The organism is Massilia soli (genome assembly GCF_016809835.1).
GTDB classification, from domain to species: Bacteria; Pseudomonadota; Gammaproteobacteria; order Burkholderiales; family Burkholderiaceae_D; genus Telluria_A; species Telluria_A soli.
On sequence record NZ_JAFBIL020000005.1, the window covers coordinates 360,418 to 385,460 of the forward strand.

24 protein-coding genes and 1 pseudogene are annotated in these 25,043 nt (G+C 60.0%); 14 read left to right on the plus strand and 11 right to left on the minus strand.

What is annotated here, in order from left to right; translation table 11 throughout:
* Nucleotides 1-20: 20 nt before the first annotated feature.
* The gene (acnA, locus tag I4X03_RS14330) at nucleotides 21-2,729 is read left to right on the plus strand and encodes an aconitate hydratase AcnA (protein ID WP_223468912.1); all 2,709 of its coding nucleotides are present in this window, start codon (nucleotides 21-23) and stop codon (nucleotides 2,727-2,729) included.
* A 293-nt stretch (nucleotides 2,730-3,022) separates the two neighbouring features.
* Nucleotides 3,023-4,285, plus strand: coding sequence for a DUF2863 family protein (locus I4X03_RS14335; RefSeq protein WP_223468913.1), 1,263 nt, complete (start codon nucleotides 3,023-3,025; stop codon nucleotides 4,283-4,285).
* A gap of 91 nt (nucleotides 4,286-4,376) precedes the next feature.
* Here I4X03_RS14335 and I4X03_RS14340 read toward each other — a convergent pair whose 3' ends face one another.
* Nucleotides 4,377-4,838, minus strand: coding sequence for a DUF305 domain-containing protein (locus I4X03_RS14340; RefSeq protein ID WP_223468914.1), 462 nt, complete (start codon nucleotides 4,836-4,838; stop codon nucleotides 4,377-4,379).
* Nucleotides 4,839-4,926: 88 nt separating this feature from the next.
* On the opposite strand from I4X03_RS14340, the pseudogene I4X03_RS14345 reads away from it, so the two are divergent.
* Nucleotides 4,927-5,091: pseudogene (locus I4X03_RS14345) on the plus strand (IS30 family transposase); the annotation flags it as partial.
* A gap of 122 nt (nucleotides 5,092-5,213) precedes the next feature.
* Here the strand turns inward: I4X03_RS14345 and I4X03_RS14350 are convergent.
* The 7 genes from I4X03_RS14350 to I4X03_RS14380 form a co-directional block, all read right to left on the minus strand.
* Nucleotides 5,214-5,549 carry a hypothetical protein gene (locus I4X03_RS14350; RefSeq protein ID WP_223468915.1) on the minus strand — a complete coding sequence of 112 codons (336 nt, stop codon included), beginning with the start codon at nucleotides 5,547-5,549 and terminating at the stop codon, nucleotides 5,214-5,216.
* Nucleotides 5,550-5,623: 74 nt separating this feature from the next.
* Entirely contained in the window at nucleotides 5,624-6,232 is a 609-nt protein-coding gene (locus tag I4X03_RS14355) for a hypothetical protein (protein ID WP_223468916.1), read from the minus strand.
* A 515-nt stretch (nucleotides 6,233-6,747) separates the two neighbouring features.
* Complete coding sequence (locus I4X03_RS14360; protein WP_223468917.1) at nucleotides 6,748-7,755, minus strand: serine hydrolase domain-containing protein; 1,008 nt, start codon at nucleotides 7,753-7,755, stop codon at nucleotides 6,748-6,750.
* A 285-nt stretch (nucleotides 7,756-8,040) separates the two neighbouring features.
* Nucleotides 8,041-8,505, minus strand: coding sequence for a CYTH domain-containing protein (locus I4X03_RS14365; protein WP_223468918.1), 465 nt, complete (start codon nucleotides 8,503-8,505; stop codon nucleotides 8,041-8,043).
* Nucleotides 8,506-8,507: 2 nt separating this feature from the next.
* Entirely contained in the window at nucleotides 8,508-9,629 is a 1,122-nt protein-coding gene (locus I4X03_RS14370) for a M14 family metallopeptidase (RefSeq protein ID WP_223468919.1), read from the minus strand.
* A 99-nt stretch (nucleotides 9,630-9,728) separates the two neighbouring features.
* Nucleotides 9,729-10,133, minus strand: a complete 405-nt coding sequence (locus tag I4X03_RS14375; protein ID WP_223468920.1) for a hypothetical protein — start codon at nucleotides 10,131-10,133, stop codon at nucleotides 9,729-9,731.
* Nucleotides 10,134-10,257: 124 nt separating this feature from the next.
* Nucleotides 10,258-10,644, minus strand: a complete 387-nt coding sequence (locus tag I4X03_RS14380) for a KGG domain-containing protein (protein WP_223468921.1) — start codon at nucleotides 10,642-10,644, stop codon at nucleotides 10,258-10,260.
* A gap of 369 nt (nucleotides 10,645-11,013) precedes the next feature.
* Between I4X03_RS14380 and I4X03_RS14385 the strand changes: the two genes are divergently transcribed.
* The 8 genes from I4X03_RS14385 (at nucleotide 11,014) to I4X03_RS14420 (ending at nucleotide 19,461) form a co-directional block, all read left to right on the plus strand.
* Nucleotides 11,014-11,643, plus strand: a complete 630-nt coding sequence (locus I4X03_RS14385) for a hypothetical protein (protein ID WP_223468922.1) — start codon at nucleotides 11,014-11,016, stop codon at nucleotides 11,641-11,643.
* A 264-nt stretch (nucleotides 11,644-11,907) separates the two neighbouring features.
* Nucleotides 11,908-13,692: an ABCB family ABC transporter ATP-binding protein/permease gene (locus I4X03_RS14390; RefSeq protein ID WP_223468923.1), complete on the plus strand. Its 1,785-nt coding sequence runs from the start codon at nucleotides 11,908-11,910 to the stop codon at nucleotides 13,690-13,692.
* A gap of 20 nt (nucleotides 13,693-13,712) precedes the next feature.
* Nucleotides 13,713-14,714 (plus strand): glycosyltransferase family 2 protein, encoded by a 1,002-nt coding sequence (locus I4X03_RS14395; RefSeq protein WP_223468924.1) that lies wholly within the window; start codon nucleotides 13,713-13,715, stop codon nucleotides 14,712-14,714.
* 7 nt (nucleotides 14,715-14,721) lie between these two features.
* Nucleotides 14,722-15,699 carry a glycosyltransferase gene (locus I4X03_RS14400; RefSeq protein ID WP_223468925.1) on the plus strand — a complete coding sequence of 326 codons (978 nt, stop codon included), beginning with the start codon at nucleotides 14,722-14,724 and terminating at the stop codon, nucleotides 15,697-15,699.
* A 14-nt stretch (nucleotides 15,700-15,713) separates the two neighbouring features.
* Nucleotides 15,714-17,030: a glycosyltransferase gene (locus I4X03_RS14405; RefSeq protein WP_223468926.1), complete on the plus strand. Its 1,317-nt coding sequence runs from the start codon at nucleotides 15,714-15,716 to the stop codon at nucleotides 17,028-17,030.
* A gap of 8 nt (nucleotides 17,031-17,038) precedes the next feature.
* Nucleotides 17,039-17,779: an SDR family oxidoreductase gene (locus I4X03_RS14410; RefSeq protein WP_223468927.1), complete on the plus strand. Its 741-nt coding sequence runs from the start codon at nucleotides 17,039-17,041 to the stop codon at nucleotides 17,777-17,779.
* Between the two features lie 3 nt (nucleotides 17,780-17,782).
* Nucleotides 17,783-18,349 carry a D-glycero-alpha-D-manno-heptose-1,7-bisphosphate 7-phosphatase gene (locus I4X03_RS14415; RefSeq protein ID WP_223468928.1) on the plus strand — a complete coding sequence of 189 codons (567 nt, stop codon included), beginning with the start codon at nucleotides 17,783-17,785 and terminating at the stop codon, nucleotides 18,347-18,349.
* Entirely contained in the window at nucleotides 18,346-19,461 is a 1,116-nt protein-coding gene (locus I4X03_RS14420) for a glycosyltransferase family 9 protein (RefSeq protein ID WP_223468929.1), read from the plus strand. The genes I4X03_RS14415 and I4X03_RS14420 overlap by 4 nt, the downstream gene beginning before the upstream one ends.
* Before the next feature lie 2 nt (nucleotides 19,462-19,463).
* Here the strand turns inward: I4X03_RS14420 and I4X03_RS14425 are convergent, their stop codons facing one another.
* The 3 genes from I4X03_RS14425 to udk form a co-directional block, all read right to left on the minus strand.
* Entirely contained in the window at nucleotides 19,464-19,751 is a 288-nt protein-coding gene (locus tag I4X03_RS14425; RefSeq protein WP_223468930.1) for a WYL domain-containing protein, read from the minus strand.
* A 201-nt stretch (nucleotides 19,752-19,952) separates the two neighbouring features.
* Nucleotides 19,953-20,570, minus strand: a complete 618-nt coding sequence (locus I4X03_RS14430) for an OmpW/AlkL family protein (protein ID WP_223468931.1) — start codon at nucleotides 20,568-20,570, stop codon at nucleotides 19,953-19,955.
* Between the two features lie 208 nt (nucleotides 20,571-20,778).
* Nucleotides 20,779-21,420 (minus strand): uridine kinase, encoded by a 642-nt coding sequence (gene udk / locus I4X03_RS14435; protein WP_223468932.1) that lies wholly within the window; start codon nucleotides 21,418-21,420, stop codon nucleotides 20,779-20,781.
* Nucleotides 21,421-21,711: 291 nt separating this feature from the next.
* Between udk and I4X03_RS14440 the strand changes: the two genes are divergently transcribed.
* The 3 genes from I4X03_RS14440 to I4X03_RS14450 all read left to right on the plus strand — a co-directional run bounded on the left by I4X03_RS14440 (nucleotide 21,712) and on the right by I4X03_RS14450 (nucleotide 24,510).
* Nucleotides 21,712-22,122: a BPSL0067 family protein gene (locus I4X03_RS14440; RefSeq protein ID WP_223468933.1), complete on the plus strand. Its 411-nt coding sequence runs from the start codon at nucleotides 21,712-21,714 to the stop codon at nucleotides 22,120-22,122.
* On the plus strand, nucleotides 22,119-22,520 hold the full coding sequence (locus I4X03_RS23205; protein WP_307735369.1) for an STY0301 family protein: 402 nt from the start codon (nucleotides 22,119-22,121) through the stop codon (nucleotides 22,518-22,520). The genes I4X03_RS14440 and I4X03_RS23205 overlap by 4 nt, the downstream gene beginning before the upstream one ends.
* A gap of 532 nt (nucleotides 22,521-23,052) precedes the next feature.
* The gene (locus tag I4X03_RS14450; protein WP_223468935.1) at nucleotides 23,053-24,510 is read left to right on the plus strand and encodes a tyrosine-type recombinase/integrase; all 1,458 of its coding nucleotides are present in this window, start codon (nucleotides 23,053-23,055) and stop codon (nucleotides 24,508-24,510) included.
* The last annotated feature ends 533 nt before the right edge of the window (nucleotides 24,511-25,043 follow it).

Consider the following 25,043-nt stretch of genomic DNA (forward strand, 5'->3'; position numbering starts at 1 on the left):
TCCCCACTGAAGGAGAGGACATGTCCCGCAACACACTGAACACGCTCAAGGATTTCAAACTGTCGGCAGGCCAGAAAGGTAAGTTCTATTCGCTGCCGGCACTGGAGAAAAGCCTGGGCGTGAATATTTCGCGCCTGCCGGTGTCGATCCGTATCGTTCTCGAGTCCGTGCTGCGCAACTGCGACGGCAAAAAAGTGACCGAAGAACACGTCAAGCAATTGGCGAACTGGGCACCGACCGCAGACCGCACGGACGAAATTCCGTTCGTGGTCGCGCGCGTTGTGCTGCAGGACTTCACCGGCGTTCCACTGCTGGCCGACCTGGCCGCGATGCGCAACGTTGCCAGCAAGATGGGCCTGAACCCAAAGAACATCGAGCCGCTGGTGCCGGTGGACCTGGTGGTTGACCACTCGGTCACCATCGACCACTACCGCGAGCCAAACGCGCTGGACCTGAACATGAAGCTGGAATTCTCGCGCAACAACGAGCGCTACCAGTTCATGAAGTGGGGCATGCAAGCCTTCGACACCTTCGGCGTCGTGCCACCGGGCTTCGGCATCGTCCACCAGGTGAACCTCGAGTACCTGGCGCGCGGCGTGCACAAAGCCGGCGACACCTACTACCCTGACACACTGGTCGGCACCGACTCGCACACCACCATGATCAACGGTATCGGCGTGGTCGGCTGGGGCGTGGGCGGCATCGAAGCGGAAGCCGGCATGCTGGGCCAGCCGGTTTACTTCCTGACCCCGGACGTTATCGGCGTCAACCTGACCGGCTGCCTGCGCGAAGGCTGCACCGCAACCGACCTGGTACTGACCATCACCGAAATGCTGCGCCGCGAAAAAGTCGTCGGCAAGTTCGTCGAATTCTTCGGCGCCGGCACCGAAACGCTGTCGCTGACCGACCGCGCCACCATCGCCAACATGGCGCCTGAATACGGCGCGACGATGGGCTTCTTCCCGGTTGACGACGCGACCATCGAATACTTCGAAGGCACCGGCCGCACCAAGGACGAAATCACCGCGTTCCAGAACTACTTCAAGGCGCAGGGCCTGTACGGCGTGCCGCAAGAAGGCGAGATCGACTACACCCGCGTGGTATCGCTCGACCTGTCGACCGTCACCCCATCGCTGGCAGGTCCGAAGCGTCCGCAAGACCGTATCGAGATCGGCAACGTCAAGAACAACTTCATCGAACTGTTCTCGAAGCCGACCACCGAAAACGGCTTCAACAAGAACCCGGTGGAACTGACCACGCACTACAAGACGGCCAACAACGTCGACGTGCGCAACGGCGACGTGCTGATCGCCGCGATCACCTCGTGCACCAACACCTCGAACCCGAGCGTGCTGCTGGCCGCCGGCCTGCTGGCCAAGAAAGCGGTTGAAGCCGGCCTGACCGTCGCCCCGCACATCAAGACCTCGCTGGCCCCTGGCTCGCGCGTCGTCACCGAGTACCTGACCGCGGCCGGCCTGCTGCCGTACCTGGAAAAGCTCGGCTTCGGCGTCACCGCCTACGGCTGCACCACCTGCATCGGCAACGCCGGCGACCTGACCCCGGAACTGAACGCCACCATCACCGAAAACGACATCGTCGCCTCGGCTGTGCTGTCGGGCAACCGTAACTTCGAAGCGCGTATTCACCCGAACATCCGCTCGAACTTCCTCGCATCGCCACCGCTGGTCGTCGCCTACGCGATCGCCGGCAACATGACGCGCGACCTGATGACCGAGCCAGTCGGCAAGGGCACCGACGGCAAGGACATCTACCTGGGCGACATCTGGCCGACCTCGAAAGAGATCGCCAAGCTGATGAAGTTCGCGATGAACTCGGAAGTGTTCAAGGCCAACTACGCGCAAGTCAAAGGCGCGCCAGGCAAGCTGTGGGAAAAGGTATCGACGGTCAAGGGCCAGGTCTACAACTGGCCAGAATCGACCTACATCGCCGAGCCACCGTTCTTCGCTGACTTCACGATGATCCCGAAGGCAGCTGCGACCGGCATTACCGGTGCGCGCGCACTGGGCGTGTTTGGCGACTCGATCACCACCGACCACATCTCGCCAGCTGGCTCGATCCAGGAAAGCGGCCCTGCGGGCAAGTGGCTCAAGGATCACGGCGTACTGAAGGCCGACTTCAACTCGTACGGCTCGCGCCGCGGCAACCACGAGATCATGATGCGCGGCACCTTCGCCAACGTGCGCATCAAGAACCGCATGATCCCGGCCAAGAAGGACGGCTCCGCGGTTGAAGGCGGCATCACGATCCACCAGCCAACCGGCGAACAGATGTCGATCTACGACGCGGCGATGAAGTACGTCGCTGACGGCGTGCCGACGATGGTCTTCGGCGGCGAAGAGTACGGCACCGGCTCGTCGCGCGACTGGGCAGCCAAGGGCACCCAGCTGCTGGGCGTGAAGGCAGTGGTCGTGCGCTCGTACGAGCGTATCCATCGCTCGAACCTGGTCGGCATGGGCGTACTGCCGCTGCAATTCATCGGCGACGACAGCGTGCAAACGCTCGGCATCACCGGCGAAGAAACGTTCGACCTGAAGGGCCTGGAAGGCGAGATCAAACCGCAGCAGCTTGCGACCCTCGTCATCAAGCGCAAGAACGGCGACGTGCAGGAAGTGACCGTGCTGCTGCGTATCGACACCCCGATCGAAGTCGACTACTACAAGCACGGCGGCATCCTGCCGTTCGTCCTGCGCCAGCTGCTGGCCGCGTAATCGTTTCGTAAAGCGACACCAAAAACGCCGGCTAGCCCGGCGTTTTTTACATCTGAAGCCGCCCCGCCTCCCGTTAGCACTCGAACAACACCCGTAGGGCGGATAAGCGCCCCGCGCGCATCCGCGTGCATGCATTCCCGCGACAGCATTCCTTCCCCAGGCAACTATCTGCACCATTCTTGCGCAGTGTTCATCCCCCTCCCCCGAATCAACTACAATACGGAGATAAGGGTTTATCATTGTTCATAGATCAATCGAACCGTTCACTTCACCTACGAGAGACTCTTAGCGTTATGCGTCGACCATCCAAAGATCCATCGAACAAACTGTCGGCCGAAAGCCAGCGACTGGTCAGCATTTCCCAATCAATCGTCCAGGCCGGTAGCCGCCTGGAAGAACGCATCTTTGAACGCCAGCTCGATACGCAGCTGCAGAAACTCCTCAAGACCGGCCACCAGGACACCGTCGATTCGACGCTGAACGTGCTGTTCAAGGACGATCTCAATGCCTACGACGTGCTGATGGAAGGCGTCGAAGCGGTCAGCGAATCGTCGACCATGGTCGACGTGGCCGACGGCGTCGAAACCACGTACCAGGCGCTGCTCGTGGCCGCGCCGGTGCTCGCATGGACGCGCTTCTCGATCGCCTCGGGCAGCATCCCCGGCGAGCTGCTGACGGTACTATCGGCCCACTTCGCCGCGCACCTGCTGGCCGAAGGCACGCAGATGTCGATGGCCCCTACCCTGTTCGCGATCGACCAGCTGCCGCGCACGCACGCCGAGACATACGCGATGACGCACAAGCTGGCGCAAGCCGCGCACAAAGGCAGCAGCGTCAAGCCACTGGCACGCCCGGCCGAAACCGCGCCGTTTTTGGCCGACACGCGCTACCTGCTGGTGGCCGTCGTGGCACCGCTCGGCGCGCCGCTGTTCCGCTGGCAGGAAGCGCAGAACCTGACCAACTTCACCGCCGAACGCGAAGCCGCGCTCGAGCAATGGCGCACGCAAGCCACGCCAAGCATTGCGCGCCTGCTGCCTGGCTGCGGCATCGAGATGCTGCTGCCGGAAGCGTATTACGTCGCATGCCGCGAAGCCGACAAGCTGATTCGCCCGGTATCGATCCGTGCCGCGGTGCACTACCTGACCAATACATTGGGTGTGGAAGCATCCGACCTGCGCGCCGTGATCGCGGCGTTCGGCGAAGAGACCACCGACGGCCAGATCGACGAGTACCGCGTGTCGTTCACGATGCGCCAGGAAGCTGACGTCATCTACGGCATCGTGTGGCCGCTGTATGGGCAGGAAGACGAGGAAGGCACGCCGCTCGAAGGCCTGACGCATTCAGCCCTTGCGACCGGCGAGATCGTCCGCCCGATCGACGAGATCGTGGCGCACCTGAACGACTGCGGCATCACGCACATCAAACGGCATGCCGAGCGCTTTGTGGTTGAATACTGCGACGATTGCGGCGCGCCGCTGTTTGCCGATCCCACCGGTGAATTGGTGCATGCCGAAATGCCGGAAGACACGCCCCAGGGTGGAGAACACTTCCACTAAGCGCGTTCGCCGGCGCGGCGCAAGCCCCTGCTCAGCGAATATCGAGCAGTGCCCCGGCGGGGGCGCCGGGTACGACATCCATTGAAGCGTTCTAACGGTTCGCGCCGCTGCGCTCGATGTCGTTGATCAGTGCCTCCATCTCGGCAATTTCACGCCGCTGCGCCTCGATGATGCTGTCGGCCAGCTTGCGCACGCGCGGGTCGCTTATCTTGGCGCGTTCGCTGGTCATGATGGCGATCGAATGATGGGGAATCATTGCGCGCATATAGGAGACGTCATCGACTGTCGACTGGCTTCTCACCAGCCAGAGCGAGGCGCCAAAGACCAGGACCGCTCCCACGTAGATGGCAACATTGCGTCCCTTGTCCTTATACATACCCAGCATAAAACTGAGCATCACCGCCGCCATCGCCGCGCCCATCACCAGGGCCATCCAGGCGCGGGTCTGGCTGAACCGAACGTGCGACATCTCATAGGTGTTCAGGTACATCAGGCCAAACATGACCAGGGTGGAGCAGGCAATCATCACACCAAAGCGCAGGTAGTTACCCATAATTCCTCCAAGCAATAAATTTGCGCAAATATATTTTTGCAAGGATGACATCGTAGCGTTAACACAAGATCGGCCGCACGCGCTTGCCGCGCTGACTTGGAATTGCGGCAAAGAGATGGCAGACGCAAGCGATTACGCTGGAGACCCATATCCAAGGCTATTTCGGCGATCCCCGGCATTTATGGCAACGTGGATGGAATGAAAATACAACCCGCTGTTACGGCAGTTTCTTTCGAAAGGAATGCACCTCTCTGCTTCCGAAAGTCATGAGTAGTTCTGCCCACATCGGAATTGCCTTCCAACTGGTGAAGGCCCGCTTTGGCCAACCGCCCCTCTTACCGGAGGACCGCTATCGCCCGAAGCGGATGGCGCGTACTACTTATTTGCCGCCAAGTAAATCGTGGCAGCGGTAACTTGAACCAAAGGATATAAGAGGCAAAACCAGTGCCAAGCGCTAAAAACCACTGTGCGGTTTCGTACTCCAATAGCGAAGTAGAAAAGCCCTGCAAGACAACTTACCAGTGCAATCAGGTAAGCGAAGAACGTCATCATCAGGACGCCGATGACGTCAAAGGCGACGTCCCGTCCGGCGGCCCGGCCCTCGTTGAGTGATGCCATCAAATAGAGGATCAAAACGCCGGCGAGTGTACACGGCATGCTGCCAAGAATCATTCCAATGCCGATGGCGGTCGTCGTTTTGCTGTTTTTCATCCATCAGATCACTTTTTCTGCATAGCGTTTAACGTCCGCTGCCGAGAGCGGACATTCCCGAGAACATGAGTGTGTTACTGGCTTTCGCCTATCACGGGGAACAGTTGCACCGGTTCGTCGTTAGCGAAAAACAGCGCTTCGCAAATCATCGTGCTGCACATGAACGACACGTGGCGGGGCTTGACGCCGAGGTCTCTCCGCTCGATGACGGTCCCATTTATCTCATAGATCAATTCCGTTCCAACGATCCGGACGCTGAGTTCGTAGACCTCGTTAACGGCCACCGTCGCGCGTGATGCGGTGGTTTCGTACTTCGCCCCTTTTGCGCGCATGAAGCGCTCGAACACCATTAAATTGGATTGCTCGGGATATTTGATGAAGCCGAGACAACTCGCCGGTAAACCCTCTGCGCCGCGGAAACAAAAGTGCATAATTGGATCCCACTCACCTCCTTGATTCAACCGCAAAATCCGGAATTCGGCAGCAAGGGTGAACGGGGCGCCGGAGGCATCAAGTGGCAATAGCCATTCCCCCCTTTCGTATTTGCCATGTGAGGCATCATAACGGGCGGCCATGGCGGGCTGGGGAGGCAAGTCCTCCGCAACAACCGGGGGCAAGCTGACCGCCGTTGGCGATGGCGTTGAACAACCGAGTACCGCTGTCATGGCAACGAGGACGATCAAGCTCTTTAGTGCAGTTGAACAGGGGAGATTCACGCTCTTCCTTGGGCAAGTTTTACGGCTGAGGCAACAGTACAATGCCTGATGTCAATTATTGCCCGACCATAAGCATTTGTATATTAGAGTTTAAACACGACGAGGTACGCGTCGTTATGCTTCGGCGCACTGTCGGCGATTGTTCGCGATCGAATAGAGATACTTGTGCGAACACTACTGCCGCCGCTGCGTTATACCCGGGACGACAACTCGCTGAGCTGGCCGTGGTTTATATGGACCACATGAAAGCCAAAAATATGTCACTTCTAACGCTGTTGAAAACAATAACAGGGAAGTTTGAAAATGTACTGATGGCATCGCCAACACCTCCCCGTGATTGCATCAATGGGTTAGAGTGTTGCGACCACAGATTGAATCCGCAGCCGCTAGCCGCCTTTCCGAATTCAAACTCATCGAAACGTTCGTGTCAGGTTAACTCTGAGCTAGTGCACCTAATGCTCCGTGAAGAAAGTCCAGCGTTGTCACTTAATCGCCGCGATCACACGCTTGGCAAACTCCGCAGAATTCCCTGAGTGCCAGCGCCACACGACCACCAGGTCGTGATTTGGTGACACCGTGATCGTATTGCTCCCCGCGCCCAGCGCAGCGAACGCATTTGACGGCAACCCTGGCAAGGTCTTGCCCTTTGTATTCAACCACCACAGGTAGCCAAGATCAGGGCCGTGCTCGCTCGGCGTCAACGCTTCCTTCACATACGATGGCTGCAGCAGCTGCTTGCCACCCCACTGCCCGCCGCGCAGCCACAGGTAGCCAAAGCGCGCCATGTCCCAGGAGTTAATCCACATCCCGCCGCCCCAGCGCGTACCACCGCTGACCGTTGGCATGCGCTTGCCCTCATGCTGCACGTAGCTGTTTGCATAGGGTACCCACTTCCACGACGACGATGCGCCGATCGGATCCATCACTTCTTGCTGGAATACGTCAGGCACGCTCTTGTCCATCACGCGCAGGAGCGACAGCGCAAAGCGGTTGATGCGTACGTCGTTATATTCGTAGAAACCGCCAGGCTGCTTTAACTCGCGCGGCTTGCGCTCGCCCTTGCCAAATTGCGCTGCACCGATAAAGTCGTCCTTCTTGCCAAACATTTCGCCCTGCCACTCGGATGCCTGCTGCAGGTGCATCTTCCACGTGACCGCTGCGTTGTGCGGGGAAGCGTAGCCGCCGTCTTTCACGGAAGCGGCTACCGGTTGGTCGAGCGAAGCGATACGTCCGTCGCGCAATGCCACACCAGCGACTGTGGCCAGCATGCTCTTGGCGACCGAATAGGTTGGATCAACCGCGCCCGTATCGCCGAATTCCGCTACCACGTAGCCTTTGTAAATCACCACGCCGTTGGTCTTCGCGCGCCGGGTCGGCATGGAACCTAGCAACGATCCGAAGATCACTTCCTGGTCCGACAGGTCGAGCGGACGTTCGGTCTCATGTTGTTGCGCGTAGCTGACGGCTTCGGCCAGTTTGGCTGGGTCCATTCCCAGCTCGGCTGCCGATTTTTTGGCCCAGGTGCCGGCGGGCGGGAAGTATGGTGCGGATTGCGCAAAAGCGCTGATGGCGGTAGAGGCGGCGAGTGCTACGCACAGGCGTAATGCGGTACGGCGGGATGAGAGCATGTGGGGCCTTAGTTAATGGTCTATGTCATCGTTCAATCACAACCGTCGTTCCCGCGAAAGCGGGAACCCATACCCAACACTCAAGTCAGGAAATCGGTTCTCTACCTGGGCGGTGCGGTATAGGTTCCCGCCTTCGCGGGAACGACGTTACCACTTCGAGAACGGCAGGCGAATCAGGCTGGAGTTGTAGTAGCGCGAATCATCGGTGACTTCCTCACCAATCCACGACGGCTTGTCGAACTGCTGGTCTTCGGATTCAAGCTCCACTTCCGCGAACATCAAGCCTTTGTTTTCGCCGAGGAATTCATCCACTTCCCACGTCAACCCAGCAAACGCAATCCGCCGACGATACTTTTCAATGATCGGCTTTTCGCATAACTGGTCAAGCAGCTCATTCGCATCAGGCAGCGGAATCTCATACTCCCACTCGCCGCGCGTGGCGCCGTTGCTGCGGCCCTTGATCGTCATGGTCGCGCGTTCGCCTTCAATACGCACACGCACCACGCGGTCCGGCTGCGACGACAGGTAGCCCTGGCGCAGCAGCACCGGCTCGCCAAGGCTGCGCCAATCGTCGCCCGTCAGCAGGAACTTGCGTTCGATTTCAACACCCACGGTCAGTCCAGCGACTGCAGGATCGGCTGCAGGATCGCCGCGCCCAGCTCCGCGCTGCGCGCGCCGTTCCAGCCGGTGTAAGCATCAGGCAGGTCAGCGTTGTCCTTGAACGGCATCTCCAGCGTCAGCGACAGGCACTTGAAGGTGTGGCCGATGTATTTCGATGCGAGCGTCAGCAGCTCTTCGTTGTATTTCGAAGCGGCGTAGCCGTACACATTCTGGAAGTCCGGGCTGGCGGCCATGTACTGGTCGACAAACGCCTTCTGGCGCGCCGCGCGCTCCGGCGTAAAGTCGGCCAGCATCTCGTTACCCGCCACGAAGTTGTAAGGCAGCGCTTCATCGCCATGAATGTCGAAGAACATGTCGACACCGGTTTCATGAATCTTGTTCTTCACGCACAGCACTTCTGGGCTGCGCTCCAGGCTTGGCGTCATCCATTCGCGGTTGAGGTTCGCGCCGGCCGCGTTGGTGCGCAGGTTGCCGCGCGCCGAGCCGTCCGGGTTCATGTTCGGCACGATGTAGAACACGGCGCGCTGCAGCAGCTTGCGCGCAACCGGGTTGGCGTTGTCGAGCAGCGCGTCCATCATGCCTTCGACGTACCACTCGGCCATCGTTTCGCCCGGGTGCTGGCGCGCGATGACCCAGATCTTCTTTTCCGCTGCCGGGTCGCCAATGACAACCAGATTCATGTCGCGGCCGTCCACCGTGGTGCCGATGTCGTGCACGCGCGCGATCGGGTTCTCGGCTACTTCGCCCAGCAGGCGCAGGTGGCGTTCCCACGAATACGGCTCGAAGTAGGCGTAGTAGACGCTGTCAAGTTCAGGGGTATGGGTGACGGTCATGACCTGGCCGTCGAACGTGGTCGGCACGCGGAACCAGTTCTCGGTGTCGTAGCTGGCGCAGACCTTGTAGTCTTCAAAGCCCTTGGCATAGGTCGCCTTGCCAGCGTTCAGGAAGCGGATCGTGCATGCCTGGCTGCGCGCGCCTTGCAGGCGGAAGTGGAACCACTGGTGGATGTCGGCGTGCGAGTCGCTGCGCAGGTTCAGGTCGATCTGGCTTGCGCTGTCTGCCTGCACCACCTCGATGGCGCCGGAGTCGAAATGCTGGCTGATTTTGATGGGCATGGCTGCGTCCTTTTGTTGAGCTTCAAAAGAACAGAATGATAACCCAGCCCTGCCAAGCTGTGCTCCCCCGCGAGCCTTGTCCGCGAGGTACAGCAGTATTTACTCGGCGTCGAGGTCGATCAGGTCTTTGCTGTACGCAACCATCATCTGGCGCATCAGTTCGACGTTCGAGCGGTCGAGCAGCACCATCAGGTCGGGGCCGCGTTCCAGCGCGAACTGCATGCGGATCGCATTCGAAAACTGTTTGCATTGCACGGTCAGCGCGCGGGGCGTGTTTGGGTTGTCCCAGTCATATTGCTCGACGCGTGGAACAACCGCGGGCGCCGTCAATTGCGGGTCCTGATTGACCGGCAGGTGCTTGAGCAGCCAGAAAACGATCGATGCCGGCACGAAGATGCAGGTTTCTTTCCCCGCCACCGGGAGGAACTTGACCAGCAGCAAATTGCCGATCCGGTCGCATGACATGTTGAGACTTTTTACTTCACGGATGACCGGAGTTTTCACGAAATCGTTTCCTTAAGGATAGAGAAAAAAGGCGCGACGATTCTACCGCATCCTTCCCTTATTTTGGTGATTTGAAAAAGAAATGGGGAGCTCGCGCTCCCCAACGTTGTTCCGCTGCCGATACTTATCGGTTGCCTGGCTTGCTGCCGCTGCGGCTTCCGCTCTGGCTAGCGCTTTGCTTGCTGGCGGACTTGGCGTCCGACTGCTTGCTGCCCTGCTTGGCGCCTGGCTTGCTGTCGGACTGGTTGCTGTCCGATTGCTGGCCACCCTGCTTGCTGCCGCTGTCCTGCTTCATGCCAGTGCTGGCGTTGGCGGACTGGCGATTGCCGTGACTCATGCTGCCGGCACGGCGCGCTTCCTCGGAGGTGAACTCATGTGCGGTTCCCTTCTGGTGTGCTGCCTTGCCGCCTTCGCTGGCGATCTCACGCTGGCGCTGGGGGTCCATCGACGCGAATCCACGATTGCTGGTACCGCTTCCCGACTGCTTGTTGCCCGGATTGTTTGTAGCCATTATGAATCTCCTTAGTCTGGAAAACCCCCGCCGATGCGTAGGGCAATTGCTCCGACCGCCGGCGGTATGCCGATGAGTAATCGAGCAAATCCATCATAGGCAGCGTTACCGCATGCAGGTATAGGAGTGAGGTGACAGTCTTTGTAGGACTAGATGAGATAGAAATTGCGCAAAAAAAATAGAACATTCCTGAGGTAAAAGCACTAAGACCTAGTCCTACAGCGAGGCGGTCTGTGTACCGATACGCCGCCGCAATTTTGACGAGCATTATGGGAACCCTAGCAAGGCCGCGGCGAACTGGACGTTAGCCACTTCCCCCGCCAACTGCGGTCACCCAATTGCTAACCCTACACTTCAAAAGGAAACGACATGAACTCGAACCAACGTAACCAAGGTAACAACCAATCGAACAACGGTGGCAACGAGAAATTTGAATCCTCGTCGCGCGGCGGAAAGACTGACGAGAGCAATGCCCGTCAGGAATCGCTGTCGCAACAATCCCAACAGTCGGCAAGCCAGCAGTCGGGCAAGCGCGATAGCGAAGTGGGCATGGACCGCCCGCAGGAAAATCAGGAAGATCCATCGTGGGGCCGCGAAGGCAAGGCGCAGCCAACTGGCGCCGATAAGCTGGGCAACCCAGGCAATCGTCAAACCGGCCAATCGGATTCCCTGCAGCAGGGCCAACAGAAGCCAGGCCAGCAAAAGCCAGGCCAGCAGCAGCAAGGTAATCAGCAGCAAGGCAACCAGCAGCCAGGTCAGCAGCAGCCTGGCCAGCAGCAGGGTAATAAACAGCAAGGCGGCATGCCTGGCACCGAGCGCACCGGTTCGCAGAGCGGCAACCAGCAAGGCGCGAGCCCACATAGCGGCGGCCACATGAATGCCGACCAGAAAATGGACGACGATACCGGCCTGTCCAATACCGCCAACCGCCAGTCGGCGGAGCAGGATCAGTCGAAGCAAAGCAACGTCGGACGCCGTAGCGATATGACGGCTGATTAAAACAGTGGCTTCGCGGGAAGCCTTCCTTCCCGCGTAGTTCGTCAAAGCGCCAGCGCTGATTTGATCAGCCCTGGCGCTTTTCTTTTCAGGCGCATCGCGTCGTTCCCGCGCAGGCGGGAATCCATAACCAATAGCAAGTTAAAACGCACATCTCGCCACTATCGCCAGCGGTTCATAGGTTCCCGCTTCCGCGGGAACGACGATAGCGGCACGACTCTCATTACGTCTGGGAGCTAAGTGCAGGCGTCGCTTGTCCAATCCGTTATGGAACAGGACAAAGCCCCGGACACCGACAAGCACGGCGTTGCTGCCGAGCTAAGGCATATCGTCTCCGAGTACCGCTGGCGCATCCTCGCCTCCCTTGCATTTCTTATTACAGCCAAAATCGCCACGGTTGCGGTTCCCTTGCTGCTCAAGCGCATCATCGATGCCTTCGCTGCGCCAGGCAAGCTCGCCATGCTGCCGATCTACCTGCTGGCCGGCTACGCGATCCTGCGTTTCCTCAGCACCCTGTTCAATGAATTGCGCGACCTGCTGTTTGCCCGCGTAACGCTGCGCACCGTCGCAGCCTACGCGCAGAAGACCTTCGCCCACCTGCACGCGCTCAGCCCTGCCTTCCATGCGCGGCGCCAGATCGGCGCGCTATTGCCGGACATCGACCGCGGCACCAACGGCATCGCCTTCCTGTTGAACGTCGCGCTGTTCACCATCGTACCCACGCTCATTGAAATCGCCCTGGTGCTGGCCGTAATGCTCAACCGCTACAGCGCCGGCTTTGCCATCATCATTACCACCATGTTCCTTCTATATGGCGGATTCACGCTGGTGTTCACCAACCGGCGCGTGATGTACCAGCGCCGCGTCAACAAGCTCGATTCCGGCGCCAAGGGTCAGTTGGCCGACAGCCTGATCAATTACGACACGATCAAATACTTCGCCAACGAAACGATCGAGGCGGCGCGCTTTCAAGACACCATGGGGAAGTGGCAAGAGGCCGGCATGGGCAACCAGAAAGCGCTGTTCACGCTGCACGTCGGCCAAAGCGCGGTGATCGGCATTGGTGTCGGCGCGATCATGCTGCTGGCCGGCGATGCCGTCTGGCGCGGCGAGATGCGGGTTGGCGACCTAGTACTGATCAACGCCTATGCACTGCAAGTCTGTCTGCCGCTCAATGCGCTCGGCTTTGTCTACCGCGAGGCGCGCGACGCATGGGTCAATGCCGAACGGCTGTTCCAGTTGCTGCGCGAGAAGCCCGACATCGCGGAGCCGCCGAGCATGCGACGGCTGCAAGCCGACAAGGGCGAGGTCGTGTTCGACCGTGTCTGGTTCCATTACGACCCCACTCGTCCGGTACTGTGCGACGTTAGCTTTCGGATCCCTCCTGGCAAGACGGTGGGTGTTGTAGGCCGCAGCGGTTCGGGCAAGTCTACGCTGGCGCGCCTGCTGTTGCGCTTGTATGACCCGGTGCAAGGACGCATCCTGATTGACGGCGACGACCTCGGCGAAGTCAGCCCGGGCAGCGTGCGCGAGGCAATCGGCGTGGTGCCGCAAGACACCGCCTTATTCAACGACACCATCGGCTACAACATCGGCTACGGCCGTATCGGTTGCTCGCGCGCCGACGTGGTCGCCGCCGCACAGGCGGCGCACGTTCACGATCTCATTGATTCGCTTCCCGCCAAATACGAGACCGAGGTCGGCGAGCGCGGCGTCAAGCTGTCCGGCGGTGAAAAGCAGCGGATCGCGATCGCGCGCGCGATCCTGAAATCGCCGCCCATCCTGATCTTCGACGAAGCAACGTCAGCGCTTGATTCAGATTCAGAGCACGCGATACAGCAGGAACTGGAGCGCTTGTCGCTGAATCGAACCACTCTCATCATCGCGCATCGGCTGTCCACCGTCGTCGGCGCGCACACCATCCTGGTGATGGACAAAGGGCGCATTGTCGAGCGCGGCTCGCATCGCGAACTGTTGGCGCGAAACGGCATGTATGCGCGCCTGTGGCTGTTGCAGCAGCGCATGGATGAAACCGGAGCAATGCAGCAGTAATCGTCGCAGAGGGTAACAACATGCAAGCAACGCAAACAGTACCCAATCAGTCAGTCCCTGATGTGTCGGTGGTGCTGCCCACGGGCGGCAGGGTTGACCTGCTAGACCGCTGCCTTGACGCCATCATGCGCCAGACGCTTGATGGCCGGCGTGTCGAAGTGATCATCGTCGACGAGCATCCGCGCCACAACATCCGGCAGCTCGTGGCGGTGTGGCGCGCCAGTGCCGGCGAGCGCGGCCCCGAGCTGAAGTACCTGCCCAACAACGGCCCGGACACGCCGGCCGCTGTACGCAACCTGGGCTGGCGCAGCGCCCGCGCGCCCATCGTCGCCTTCACCGACGACGATACTGTTCCCGCGCCCAGCTGGCTGCGGCATGGGCTGGGCGCCTTTACCGACAACGTTGGCGCAGTCAGCGGGCGGATCGAGATGCCGCCGACGGGCGCGCTCACCGATTACCAGCGCGAAGCGCGCCAACTTGAACACGCCGAATTCTCCATCACCAATTGCTTCTGCCGCAAATCGATTCTTGAACAAGTCGGCGGCTTCGACGAGCGCTTCCATGCCGGCTGGCCTGACGACTTCCACTTTCGCCTCATCAAAATGCAGGTCAACATCGCACGCTCGCAGCACGCGCTGGTGGTTCACCCGGTGCGGCCAGTCGCATGGGGCGCCAGCGTCTGGCAACTGAAACACCTTGCCTTCGACGCCCTGCTCTTCAAAACCCATCCGCAACTCTACCGCCAGAAAAAAAGTGCGGCGCCTGCCTGGGGGCACTACGTCACTGTTGCCGCACTCGTCACCTGCGCAGCGGCTGCCGCCGCAGGAAGCAACGTTGTCGCGCTGGCCAGCGGGGCCGTCTGGACGGTCATGACGGCATTACTGTGCCACAAACGATTACGCGGCACCTCGCATTCGGTTTCCCATGTCGTGGAAGTACTCATCACATCGGCCCTGATCCCGCCCGCGGCCGTGTTCTGGCGCCTGGCGGGCGCCCTCAAACACCGCGTCAGGTTTGCGTGAGGCTGCCATGCGACCCTTGAAAATTCTGACCTGGCACACGCACGGCAGTTACCTGTATTACCTCAGCCACGCGCCGCATGCGTTCTACGTGCTGTCCAAGCCGGGCCGTCCGGCAGGCTATGGCGGGCGCTGCGGCCCGATTCCCTGGGGTCCCAATGTGCACGACATGCCGGCCGACAGCGTGCGCGACCACGAGTTCGACTGCATCGTCTTCCAGGATGACGACCAGTACAACAAGGACCAGTACGAACTGCTCAGCGCCGGCCAGCGCGCGCTGCCGCGCGTCTACATTGAACACGATCCGCCGCGCCAGCACCCCACCGACACCGTTCACCCGGTGGACGATCCGAACGTACTGCTGGTGCACGTTACCCATTTCAATCACCTGATGTGGGACAACGGCCGCACGCCAACGACCGTCATCGAGCATGGCGTGCGCCTTCCCAAGGGTGTGGCCTACGGCGGCGAACTCGCGCGTGGCATCTCCATCGTCAACAATTTGCGCCAACGCGGGCGCCGCCTGGGCGCCGATATCTATACGCGCGCGCGCGACACCGTGCCGCTCGACCTTGTCGGCATGGATTCGCTCGCCCTCGGCGGGGTCGGCGAAGTAGCCCACCCCGAGCTGCCCGCATTTGCCGCGCGCTACCGCTTCCTGTTCAATCCCATCCGCTACACCAGCCTAGGCCTGTCGGTCATCGAGGCGATGATGATCGGGCTGCCCGTCGTCGCCCTTGCCACAACCGAGATGGTAACCGTCATCGAAAACGGCGAGAACGGCTTCATCGACACCAACGCCGACGCGCTGCACATGTACATGCAGGAGCTCGTGCGCAACCCGGCGCTGGCGCGTCACCTCGGCGCCAATGCCCAACGCCGCGCGCGCGAACGCTTCGGCATCGAGCGCTTTTCCGCCGATTGGAACGCAGTCCTGCGCCAGGTAACCGGCATTGGGGCGCCCGGCCATGGCCCGCGTCCAGGCTAACCTGAGGAGCCCACATGCTACTGGAACAATTAGACATGGCTGTGCGCGCCCCTCGTGGCGGAGTCCGGCGCATTGCCATCATCAGCGAACATGCATCCCCGCTTGCCGCCCCTGGCAGCATCGACTGCGGTGGTCAGAACGTGTACGTGGCCAGCCTGGCGCGCGAACTGGCCCTGGCCGGGTATCTGGTCGACGTGTTCACCCGGCGCGACGCGTTCGGACAAAGGCAGGTAGTGCAATGGATCGACAATATCAGGGTGATCCACGTACCGGCGGGCCCGGCGCACTACGTGCCCAAGGAGCAGATGCTTCCGTACATGGAGGCCTTTGCGCGCTTCGTCACGCGCTTTGCCCGGCGCCAGGCACAGCTGTATGACATCGTTCATGCGAACTTCTTCATGTCGGGCATGGTTGCGCAACGGCTCAAGGAAACACTCGGCATTCCCTTTGTTATCACCTTTCATGCGCTGGGGCACGTGCGCCGGATCGCCCAAGGTGCGGCGGACACCTTTCCATCGCTGCGCCTGCACATCGAAGTTGAGCTGATGCGCAGCGCTGACCGCATTATCGCCGAATGCCCACAAGACAAGCTGGACATGGAACGCCTTTACGGTGCGCCGAGCGACCGCATCGAGATTGCGCCGTGCGGGTTCGACCCGCAAGAACTGTGGCCGGTGCCGGAGAAAATTGCGCGGGCGCGGCTTGGACTGGCGCTTGAAAAATTCATCGTCCTGCAGCTTGGCCGCATGGTGCCGCGCAAAGGCGTCGATACCGTCATCCAGGGCGTTGCCCTGCTGCGCAGGCGCCACGGCGTTGACGCGGAACTGCTGGTCGTAGGCGGCGAGGATCAACGCCGCAACGGCCACGATTCACCCGAACTGGTCCGGCTGCGCTCGATTGCCACGGAGCTGGGCGTCGGCGCGCACGTGCGCTTTACCGGCCGCAAGGACCGGTCCGAGCTGCGCTACTACTACAGCGCCGCGAATGTCTTCGTCACGACGCCATGGTACGAGCCCTTCGGCATCACACCGGTTGAGGCAATGGCGTGCGCCCGCCCCGTCATTGGCGCGGAAGTGGGCGGCATCAAAAGCACGGTGGTTGACGGCGAAAGCGGCTTCCTGGTGCCATCGCGCGACCCGCAGGCGCTCGCCGAACGCCTGGCGGTGCTGCACAACAATCCAGACCTGGCGCACGGCATGGGCGACGAGGGCCTGCGCCGCGCCTACCAGCACTACACCTGGCGCACCGTCGCGCGCAAGGCTGCGTCGATCTACGCAACCGTCGTCGACGGCGTGGCCATTCATCCCGCCCCTTCATATTCCGAACACTAGGAACAGCCATGCACAATCCAGACGCCGGCCCCCTCAGCGGCAAAGCCGTATTCATCACCGGCGGTGCAAGCGGGCTCGGCGCTGCTTTGGGCCAGGCACTGGCCCAGGCTGGTGCCGACATCATCATCGGCGACATTCGCCGCCGCCTCGCCGAGCAAGGCGCCGAAGCCCTGCGCGACCTCGGCGTGCGCGCGCACTCGATCGGCTTCGATGTGGGCGACCCGGAAAGCTGCCGACACGCCATTGACGCCGTCGTTGCCGAGTTCGGCCGCCTCGACGTACTGGTCAATAACGCCGGTACCGACGTCACCCTGCCGATGGAAGAGATGTCGACTGACGACTGGCAACGCGTGATCAACACCAACCTCAGCGGCCCGTTCATGCTTGCCAGGCATGCGGCCGGCTACATGCGCAAGGCTGGACACGGCCACATCATCAACGTCGCATCGACCGCGGCAAAGCGAGCCTGGCCGAACGCCAGCGCATACCACGCCAGCAAATGGGGGCTGCTGGGCCTGTCACATGCAATGCACGCGGAATTGCGGCCGCACGCCATCAAGGTCACCGCGGTAATTGCCGGCGGCATGCGCACGCCGTTTCTGCTCGACCGCTTCCCGGACATTGACCTCGCCACATTGCAAGACCCTGCCAATGTCGCCCAGGCCATCAAATCGGTGCTGCTGCTGCCGCCGGAAACGGTAATCGCAGAAATTACCGTTCTGCCGATGCGCGAAAGTTCCTGGCCCTAGACCATGAAAGCCATCTTCCTCGACAAGGACGGCACGCTGATCGACGACCTCCCCTACAACGTCGAGCAGCGCCGCATCACCCTCTGCGCTGGCGCCGGTGCGGGGCTCCGGCTGCTGGCGCGGCTGGACTACCGGCTGTTCGTCGTCACCAACCAGGATGGCGTGGCGCACGGCTACTTCAGCGACGAGGATGTCGAGGGCGTGGCCCACCGGCTGGCCGACTTGCTGTTTCGCGAACGACTGCCGCTCGAAGGCTTCTATTATTGCCCGCATCATCCGGATGGCTCGGTTGCGCCCTATGCGCGCGAATGCAACTGCCGTAAGCCCAGGCCAGGCATGCTGCTACAGGCCGCCCATGACCATGACATCGACTTGCGCGCATCATGGATGATCGGCGACATCCTGCACGACGTCGAAGCGGGAAATCGCGCCGGCTGCCGCACGCTACTGATCGACAACGGCAATGAGACTGAATGGCGGCTTGGTCCCAAGCGCATTCCCACCCGCATGGCGCCAGACCTCTACGCCGCCGCGGTGCTGATCGCCGAAGAAGACAAGGCACGGCGATGACCAGCGCCGGCTGGAACGAGGCGCGCAGCGTGCTCTGCGTGCGGCTCGACTCGCTCGGCGACGTGCTGATGTGCACTCCCGCGATCCGCGCGATCAAGCAGTCGCGGCCGGGCCGCTGCGTCACGTTGCTCAGCTCGCGCAGCGGCGCCGCCGCCGCACCCTACATCCCAGAACTCGACGCCGTGCTCGAATACCCCGCGCCGTGGATGAAGAGCAGCGCCAGGCACCTGCCGGCGGTCGACATGGCGTTCATCGATGCCCTCGCCGCGCGCCGCTTTGACGCGGCGGCGATCTTCACTTCGTACAGCCAAAGCGCGCTGCCAGCCGCGATGATGTGCTACCTGGCAGGCATTCCGCTGCGGCTCGCGCATTGCCGGGAGAATCCGTACCAGATGCTGTCGAACTGGCTGCCAGACACCGAACCCGACACCCTGGTCAAGCACGAGGTTCGGCGCCAGCTCGATTTGGTTGGCTCGGTTGGCTGTACTGCGGCGAGCGCCGGGCTGTCGTTCGCCGTGCGTGACAGCGACACCGCATCGGTGCGCGCCAAGCTGGCAGCGCGCGGCATCAAGAGTGACAGGCAATGGATACTGCTCCATCCAGGCGCTAGTGCACCATCGCGACGCTATCCGCCCGACCAGTGGGCAAGCGTGATCCGTGACCTCGCCGAACGCACCCAACTTCCGATGGCGCTGACCGGCGACGTGGCTGACCTGGCTCTGATCAAGCAGATCGTGGAAGCCAGTGCGGGGCATGCAATATCCTGCGCGGGTGTACTGGATCTCGGCGAGCTGGGCGCGGCAATCAAGCTCGCCAGCCTGATGATTTCTAACAATACCGGGCCCGCGCATCTTGCCGCCGCAGTCGGCACGCCGCTGGTGGATTTGTACGCGCTGACCAATCCCCAGCACACGCCGTGGCAAGTCGAATGCCGCGTACTGTTCAATGATGTGCCGTGCCGGTTCTGCCAGAAAAGTATTTGCCCTGAGGGGCACAATGACTGTCTCAAAGGGATCGCGCCACAGCGTGTCGTGGATGCCGCTTGCGCGCTGCTTGCGCGCAGCGCACAGACAAGGCTTAAAGCGATGGTGAGGCGCCCTGGGAGTCTGTAGTTTCACAGTTCTGCGAATATGACATCGAAGGCCTTGTCACCGGACTGATACCCGTCCCGAGATCGGGGAAACGTTTGAGGCAGGACAGCGAGATTCTCCATCTCATCGATATGAAAGGTCTTCCAGCCTACCTGGACACCGGAACTGCTGCCGCCGGCAACCTGAAACGCGCACAATGCCTGATGGCCCTTCAGGTCGATGCCGTGGGTATGCGGTTCGACCGTCCGTTCATCGCCATGGTACCGAAAGGTGATGAGCTGTCTGTTATGAATTGCGGAAGATATGCTCACTGGCCGTATTCTCCGAGCCGGAATTCCCTGAAGCTTTCATCGAAGCCGCGCCACAATTTCTCCGGCGCTATGCCAGTGCTTTTTGTGATCGCTTCGAAAGATGCAATATGCGGGTCCATACCGATGATCGTCCTCTCGCACCCCGCGACTGTCAAGCCGGAGCGCCAGACGTGCGAGCGCAATCCGGCATGTCTGTCGCGCTTAGAAGCGATAGCCGACGCCGATCGATGCAAGCATTGGATCAACCTTGACTGCGCTGATCGTCGCACCGCCGGCCATGACATCACTGCGGATGTTCACACGCTTGATATCCAGGTTGACCGACCAGTTCTTGTCGATCTTGAAGTCAATGCCCGCCTGCAGTGCGAGACCGACGCTGTTGCTTTCGAGGTCGGCCGTACCGCCCAGCAGTCTGACGCTCGAGATACGCGTCAAGTTAACGCCGGCGCCGACATACGGGGAAAACTGGCTGCTAGGTACGAAGTGATATTGCGCGAGCAGTGTCGGCGGCAAATGCTTGAACGTACCGATCTCCTTACCGTCCAGATATACCGAATGCTTTTGCGGATAGGTCAGCACCAGTTCAGCCGCGATGTTCGGGCTAAAAAAATAGCTGATGTCCAACTCAGCGATGGTGCGGCTCTCGACGCTGATGCGGTCAGAAGCGCCGGCGCCGGCGACAGGCGCCGATTTATCAGCCGGGTTCAGATGGGTGGCGCGCGCGCGTACCAGCCATGGGCTCTCCTCGGCATGAACAGGCGCTGCTACCAGTGCGACTCCAAGGGTTGCGAGGATTACTGCCAGGGCGTTGCTTTTCATTTCTCTTCCTTCATCAGTGGTTATAAGTCTTAGATGAAGGTTATTGATTCGGCTCAACAAAATCCTTGATATGAATCAAAAATCCGCTAGGGACAGCGAAAAGCGTATCATGTTAGAGCGAGGCGTCCACGCGCGCGCATCGAATACGCGTGACAATGCGTGCTTCGAACTGAAGCCGGGTGCTCGCTTTGGGAGTCCAACGGGCCGATCAGGGCTTTTTCAGCTGGCCGATAACGCTCGCCACCTTGGTTGTGATCACGTCGACTGCCGGGCCATTCGCCCCGTGCGGCAAAATGACATCGGCGTGGCGCTTGGTCGGCTCGATGAACTGCTTGTGCATCGGGCGCACGGTCTCCAGATACTGGCCGACGACGCTTTCCACCGAGCGGCCGCGTTCGGTGGTATCGCGCTGCATGCGGCGGATGAAGCGGACATCGGGCGCGGTGTCGACGAAGATCTTCAGCGACATCATCTTGCGCAGGTCGGCGTCGTAGAGGGCAAACAGTCCTTCGATCACGATGACGGGGGCTGGTTTGACTGGAATGGTCTTGTTGGAACGGTTGTCGATCGTGAAGTCGTACTCCGGCATCTCGATCGCCTCGCCATTACGCAAGGCCTTCACGTGTTGCACCAGCAGCGGCCAGTCGAAGGCCTGCGGATGGTCGTAGTTCTGCTTGCGGCGCACTTCAGGGGTGAGATCGGACTGGTCGCAGTAGTAATCGTCCTGCATCACGACCGAGACCATTTCAGCGCCGAACGACGCTAGCACTTGCTGGGTCACCGTTGACTTGCCACTGCCGCTACCGCCAGCGACACCAATGACAAACGGTTGGAAAGAAATCTTGTTCATCCCCGAATGATACCGGAGCGGCGATCGAACGGACAGGGCCTGCTGCAGAAGCTGACCGTTTCAGGGTGCGTCTACGCAATCCTAGTGCTTGTCCGGTCAGATGACCTGGGTCAATGTGAGCGGTCAATGATCAGCTTGTATGCGAATGTCGGCACTGACCCTGATTTGTCTTGACCCTGATTTGTCCTGATTTGTCCTGATTGCATTGCTGATTGGATTGCATTGTTTAAGCGCAGAGCAACATTTTTCGCATCCGGCAGAGTGGACGCTTGTCCCCAAACGGAGCAAATCGTGCCCTACGTCTACAAGCCCGTGGATCTCCTCAAACGTAAGCCCTGGGTCGATGGTGGCAACTGCGTTTCACTAATCAAGAAATACGCCCCGGGCATCACGGGCGCATCGACCTTAGAATGGCGCGAAGGCGCTCGAGTTGTGGACTCACCCAAACTTGAACGTGGGACCGCGATAGCGACCTTCGTCAATGGTCGCTATCCGCGGCTAGGCGTAGGGAGAGGTAATCACGCCGCCTTTTTTCTCTGGCATGTCAGCGACGGTATCTACGTGATGGACCAGTTCGTAGCCGGCAATAGAAGGGAGCCGATCATCGATCAACGGCTGTTGAAGAAGCTCGGTAAGAACGCCGATGGGACCTTCGTCGATCCTAGCAACAATGCTGATGCCTTTTCGGTGATCGAGCGATGAGGCGCTTATTGATTTGCGGCCTGCTCGCCGTCCCAATTCTTTCCTGGGCGCAGCAGGCCTCATGCCCCCTTACTCTTGGCGAGGGCGCAGTTGACGTGAGAGCCCCAGCAGGATGGCAGGCCTCATCGTCGCTGGCGCACCTTGGCAGCGCTGGGATGACTAGGGGAAATCCGCGACGGCTCGGATATCTCGTGCCTGAAGCAACAAGGAATGCGAAGGGCGGCACCATCGATTCCTGGCGCTTCGCGAAGGGCGAGGAGAAGTGGCTTTGGTGCGGTTACGGCCGTGAGGTGATCCAGCTTGCAAAGCGTATGAACGATGCTGCAACTGAGTGCGAGATGACTGGAAAAGAAGAGCGGCCTGGCGTTTATGTCGAGATTACGTTGGTTTGCAAATGATCAGCCATCAGTTGTACAGTCCCTCTGCTTCTCCACGCGTGGCTCATGATCATCTTGGATGCAGCTCTGTTCCAAGCCGTGGAACATGAACCTCGGTGGCTCTGCAGGCATCCATGCGTTCGGACATGGGAGCAATCCCAAGAGTTGGGCAAGAGCCCGAAGCTGCGCGTGATGCCCAGCATGCGCGAAAGAAGCGTTTAATACGACGATTCCAAGAGTTGGCGGAAATCCGGATGCCTACCGGATATCATGACCCAGAATTGAAATAGGCCAGCGCTCTGGCTGGCCTAAGTCTTTGATTCTATTGGTCGGGGCGAGAAGATTCGAACTTCCGACCCCTTGCACCCCATGCGCTTATTCTCTTGTTCGCATTTGTTCGATAATGTTCGAGATGAGTAAAAATTCCTTTACCTATCAGACACATGCGCAATTTTCTTGTGCGTATCTGTTCCGTCTTGTACACTCGAATCCACTGAAAACTTCTTACCAACTTCTTACCAGCTCTCTCCCCGACCCCGTCTACAGACTCCTTATGGCTGCGCAAAAGCTAACCGCAACAAAGATTGAAAAACATCGACCAGCGAAGAACGATGAGAATTTGTCGGACGGGAATGGCCTCTCAATTCGATTTCGCCGAGGTGCAGCCGGCGGCTTTTCGCGCACCTGGATGTACACGTATAAAGCTGGGACGAAGTCCGTCTACATGACTCTTGGCGAGCACGGCTCAGTCCTGCCCGACCTGGCTTTGCGGGCTTACAAGCTGCCGCCGGGTTCGCATCTCACGCTCGAACACGCTCGGAGGATGGCTGGCGAAATCTCGGGATGGAGAAAGCGCGGCCTCGAACCAAAGCTCGTGCTTTCCGGGGAAGCGGAGCGTCAACAATTGGAGGCAGCGGAATTGACTGCGGCCGCCGCCGCAGCGGAGCTGCAAAATGCCAACGACAACCTAGCCGTCAAAGACATGTTCGACGCCTGGCTGAGGGATGGGGTGCGCCGCAAGGATGGTAACGCCGAGCTGCGCCGCTCTTTCGCTGCCGACGTGCTGCCCAAGATCGGAGCGGTCAAGATCAAAGACGTGTCCGAGCACGACCTCCGCGGCGTGCTTCGGGCAATGGTGGCGCGCGGTGTGAACCGGGCGGCGGTAATGGTCCGGAACAGCCTCACGCAGATGTTCGCTTGGGCGGAGAAGCGGCAGCCGTGGCGCAAGCTCCTGATCGACGGAAATCCGATGGACTTGATCGAGATCGACAAGATCGTCGCGCCCGAGTACGACTTAGATAACCAGCGGGATCGCATCCTCAGCCCTGCCGAGATCGTGGAGCTGAGAGACATCTTCGCGCGCATGAGGGCTGAATATGAGGCAGCGCCTGATCGACGGAAGACGCAGCAGCCAGTGGAGCAAATTACCGAATGCGCGGTCTGGATAATGCTCTCCACGCTGTGCCGAGTTGGAGAGCTGTCCATGTCGCGGTGGGAGCATGTCGACCTGGAAGCCGGAAAATGGTTCATACCAAAAGCGAACGTGAAGGATAACGTCGCTGACTTGACCGTGTACCTGTCGCACTTCGCGCTCGATCAATTCAAACGGCTGCACTCAGTCACCGGCAATACCGACTGGTGCTTTCCTGGTCGTGGCGCGAAGAATCATATGGACGTCAAGTCGATCAGCAAGCAGGTGGGCGATCGTCAAGCGAGGTTCAAGAAATCCAAGGATGGAAGTCCCCGAAAGCCGATGGCGAACCGCCGGCACGACAACACGCTCGTGCTGGGCAATGGAAAGACCGGTGCGTGGACGCCGCACGATCTGCGTCGCACAGGCGCGACGATGATGCAGAGCCTCGGCGTTTCGCTTGAACTGATCGACCGTTGCCAGAATCACGTTCTGGCTGGCAGCAAAGTGCGGCGGCATTACATGCACCATGACTATGCCCAAGAGAAGCAGGAGGCATGGCACGCACTGGGTTCGCGACTTACGGAAATACTTTCCTAAGCACAGTATCTTAGACGACAAACCTTACAGGGCGCCGGTAGCTAACGCTAGCGGGGCCAACTACGCTGCGAAAGTAAGAATCCCTCGCATAATAGGGTATTATTGCCTCAGTGCAATTAATTGATGATAAAGGGGAAATATGCATACTTTCAGGTTTCACAAAACCGCAATCGGGTTGGCGGCTGTAGCACTCGTTTTAGGCGGATGCGCAAGCGATCGTCACAGTAACGATACCGCTCGCTATCTTGGTTTTAGCGAGAAAGTTTCCCAAGGGACCAAATTAATCTATTCCGGAGCGAACCTTACCGAGCACACTCGGTTGATCGCTAAAGCAGAGCTCCGTGGATCGAGGCTAGTAACGGAATCGATGGTGACTACGGTCGAACTTGCAGGGTTCAAAAGCGCGATCCTTCGGCGTGATATGTCCTCAGGCGGTTTTGATGGCAACATCGGCCGCGAAGTCGAATTGACATTCAGTATCCAGCCTTGTCGCGAAGTTTCCGTTCAAGACAAAGTGCTGACTTGCGCTGATC